Raw genomic sequence first — 3,558 nt, forward strand, 5'->3', positions numbered from 1 at the left:
CTGCCAGTAGCCGCACGTGTAGAAGTCCGACTGCGGCCAGCCCAGCCCGCGGCGCAGGTGCCGGCGGGCGGCCCGGCTGGCCCGCGCCTCCCCGGCGAGCCAGACGTAGCGGTCCGACGCCGGCAGCTCACGGGACGTCACGGCGTCCGCGAGCGCCTCGCAGATGTCGGTGTCGCGCCCCACGACCTGCCACGTCACGTCGACGTCGGCGGCGCTCGGCAGCGGGATCTCGTCAGCCGGATCGGTGATCACGACGTGCGCCACGGCCCGCTGCCCCGGCACCAGGCCGCGCAGGATGCGGGCCAGGGCGGGCAGCCCCGTGACGTCGGCGACCAGCAGCTGCCAGCCGACGCCGGCCGGGGCGGCGTACAGCCCGTGCGGCTCGATCAGGCCCACCCGATCGCCGGGTGCACAGGTCCGCGCCCAGTCCGAGCCGGCGCCCTCCTCGTGCACGGCGATGTCCAGGTCGATCCGGGTCTCGCCCTCGACGACCCGGTGGTCCGAGATCGTGTAGACCCGGGCATCGGGCTCGACGGCCCCCTCGGGGTAGGTGACCTGGAAGGTGTCGTCGATCTCGGGCAGCACGAGCTCGGTCCCGACCTGCGGGATCAGGACCCGGATGTACTCGTCCGGGATGCCGGTCGTCGGGTAGTCCTGCAGACCGCCGAGCGTGACGGTGACCAGGTGCGCCGAGAGCTGTCGTCGGCCGAGCACCGTGGCGGCGTACGTCTTCACTGTCTGTCCCTCCGAGTGGGATTAGGTAAGGCGAGCCTAACCGATGCCTGCAATCGGCCCGATGCGCGCCCGGTTGGTAGCGTGGTGCGGTGACCCCAGCGCCCTCCCACGGACCCCTCGGCGTCCGGCCCATCAGCGCAGTCGAGCACCTCGACTTCATCCGCACCCGGTCCTCGGTGAGCTTCCTGCAGACGCCCGCGTGGGCGCAGGTCAAGAACGAGTGGCGCGGCGAGTCGGTCGGCTGGTTCGACGGCGAGACCTTGGTCGGTGCCGCCCTCGTGCTCTACCGCCAGCTGCCCAGGCTCAAGCGCTTCCTCGCCTACCTGCCCGAGGGCCCCGACATCGACTGGCTCGACGAGGACCTCGGTGCGTGGCTGACCCCGCTCGCGGCGCACCTCAAGCAGCAGGGAGCGTTCGGGATCCGGATGGGCCCGCCGGTCGTGACCCGGCGCTGGCACGCCGCCACGATCAAGCAGGCGATCGCCGATCCCGTCCTCACGACGCTGTCCGACGTTCCGGCCGACGCGAGCGACGACGCCGCGCTCGCGGTCGCGGGCCGGCTCGCGGCCCTCGGCTGGAAGGAGCAGTCAGCCGCGGGCGGCTTCTCCGCCGGCCAGCCCAAGTACAACTTCCAGGTCCCGCTGGCCGACAAGGACGAGGCCACAGTGCTGGCCGGGATGAACCAGCAGTGGCGCCGCAACATCAAGAAGGCCGACAAGGCCGGCGTCGAGGTCACGACCGGCACGCGCGCGGACCTGGCCGAGTTCCACCGCGTCTACGCCGAGACCGCCGAGCGGGACCACTTCACGCCGCGGCCGCTGTCGTACTTCGAGCGGATGTGGGACGCGCTCGGCGCGGAGGAGCCGGACCGGATGGTCCTCTACCTCGCCCGGCACGAGGGTGACCTGGTCGCCGCGACGACGATGGTCCGCGTCGGGGAGCACGCCTGGTACTCCTACGGCGCGTCGACGACCGCCAAGCGGGACGTCCGGGGCTCCAACGCGGTGCAGTGGCAGATGATGCGCGACGCGCTGGCCGCGGGCGCCACGACCTACGACATGCGGGGCATCACCGAGACGCTCGACCCCGATGACAGCCACGTCGGGCTGATCCAGTTCAAGGTCGGCACGGGCGGCGAGGCGGTCGAGCACCTCGGCGAGTGGGACCTCCCCCTCAACCGGGTGCTCTACCTGGGGTTCACCCAATACATGAGGAGACGAGGATGAGCCGGAGCACGCGCCCTGCCCTGGAGCGCAAGACGATCTCGCCGTCAGCGCGTGTTCCGGATCGTCCGAGCGACGAAAGCGGCGACGAAGTCGACGACATGCGGAGGCGCGGATGAGCGGGGTCGAGCTGGTCGTCGACTCCGCGCGCTGGCGCGGTGGGCTCGAGACGTTCACCGCCGCGACGCCCGGCCTCGTGCCGGTCGTCAAGGGCAACGGCTACGGATTCGGCCGCGACCTGCTGGCGCTGGAGGCGACCTCGCTGGGGCTGCCGACCATCGCGGTCGGCACCTACGCCGAGGTGCCGGGGGCGCTCGAGGCGTTCGGTGGCGACGTCATGGTGCTGTCGCCGTGGCGCCCGTTCCTGAACGACGTCGTCCTCGACGAACGGGTCGTCCACACCGTCGGCCGGGTCGCCGACATCCGCGAGCTGGCCGCCGCGACGGGCGGGCGGGCCCGGGTGCTGCTCGAGGGCGAGACCTCGATGGCGCGCCACGGCCTCGACCGGCACGAGCTCGCCGCCGCGGTCGCCGCGCTGGGCGAGCTCACGGTCGAGGGCTTCGCGATCCACCTGCCGATGGCCGGCAACAACCTCGCCGAGGCCGAGAGCTGGGCCGCGGTCCTGGAGGCCTCGCAGGTCGAGACCACGACGATCTACGTCTCCCACCTCACCCCGGCCGAGCTCACGGTGCTACGCACCAAGCGGCCGCAGCTCGACATCCGGCCGCGCATCGGGACCTCGCTGTGGCTCGGCGATCTCGGCGCCCTGTCGGTACGCGCGACGGTCCTCGACTCGCACCAGGTGGCACGCGGCGAACGGGTCGGCTACCGCCAGCGGCCCATGCCCCGCGACGGGACCCTCCTGGTCATCGCCGGCGGCACGAGCCACGGCATCGGCCTGGAGGCCCCCAAGGCCACCGCGGGCGTCGTCCAGCGCGGCAAGAGCCTCGCGAAGGGCGGCCTCGAGGCGGCCGGGTTCTCGCTGTCACCGTTCACGATCGACGGCCGTCAGCGTTGGTTCGCCGAGCCGCCGCACATGCAGGCCAGCATGGTCTTCGTGCCGGCCACCGCGACCGCCCCCGCGGTCGGCGACAGCGTCGACGTCGCGGTGCGATTCACCACCGCGACGTTCGACGCCATCACCTTGCGCTAGCGCTGCGTCGGCCTGGGCCTCGGCGTCGGCAGCGTCGGCTCCGGCTCCGGCTCGGTCGGCTCCGGCTCGGTCGGCTCGGCCGTCGTCGGTGCGGGCGTCGTCGGCTTCGCGGTCGTCGGCCTGGGCTTCGGCTTCGGCTTGGGCGCGGGCGCGACGTAGTCGGTGCCCTCGTCGGCCGTGATGTTGGCCGGCGCCGGGAACGTCCCGCAGTCGTTCGGGTCGAGCACACCGTTCATGTAGAGCGCGAACGTCTTGGCCGGGATCTGGCCACCGAAGAACGGGATCATGTAGTTCTCGAGATCGGCGTTGCCGTTCTTGCCGCGGTTGTACATCACGGCCGTGGCGAGCTTGGGCGTGAAGCCGGCGAACCACGACGACGAGACGTGCTGGTCGTCGTCGGCGCCGGCGGTCGCGGTGCCGGTCTTGCCCGCCGTGGGGCAGACCGTC

The 3,558-nt window shown here is 72.3% G+C and carries 3 protein-coding genes and 1 pseudogene; 2 read left to right on the forward strand and 2 right to left on the reverse strand.

Annotation, left to right across the window (positions count from 1 at the left end; translation table 11 throughout):
* Positions 1–735: siderophore-interacting protein (locus JWQ91_RS05910; RefSeq protein WP_297781931.1), on the reverse strand; the 735-nt coding region annotated here is incomplete at its 3' end.
* An 89-nt stretch (positions 736–824) separates the two neighbouring features.
* On the opposite strand from JWQ91_RS05910, the gene JWQ91_RS05915 reads away from it, so the two are divergent.
* Together JWQ91_RS05915 and JWQ91_RS05920 are read left to right on the forward strand one after the other, a co-directional pair.
* Positions 825–1,961, forward strand: coding sequence for a peptidoglycan bridge formation glycyltransferase FemA/FemB family protein (locus JWQ91_RS05915; protein WP_297781933.1), 1,137 nt, complete (start codon positions 825–827; stop codon positions 1,959–1,961).
* 112 nt (positions 1,962–2,073) lie between these two features.
* Entirely contained in the window at positions 2,074–3,111 is a 1,038-nt protein-coding gene (locus tag JWQ91_RS05920) for an alanine racemase (RefSeq protein ID WP_297781935.1), read from the forward strand.
* Here JWQ91_RS05920 and JWQ91_RS05925 read toward each other — a convergent pair.
* Positions 3,108–3,558, reverse strand: a pseudogene (locus tag JWQ91_RS05925) (penicillin-binding transpeptidase domain-containing protein); the annotation flags it as partial. The gene JWQ91_RS05920 and the pseudogene JWQ91_RS05925 sit on opposite strands and share 4 nt — an antisense overlap.

It is taken from the genome of Aeromicrobium sp. (assembly GCF_025965075.1).
Lineage (GTDB): Bacteria > Actinomycetota > Actinomycetes > Propionibacteriales > Nocardioidaceae > Aeromicrobium.

Coding starts and splice junctions, on each gene's coding strand:
- JWQ91_RS05920 (WP_297781935.1), top strand. CDS start 2,074: ATGAGCGGGGTCGAGCTGGTCGTCGACTCCGCGCGCTGGCGCGGTGGG.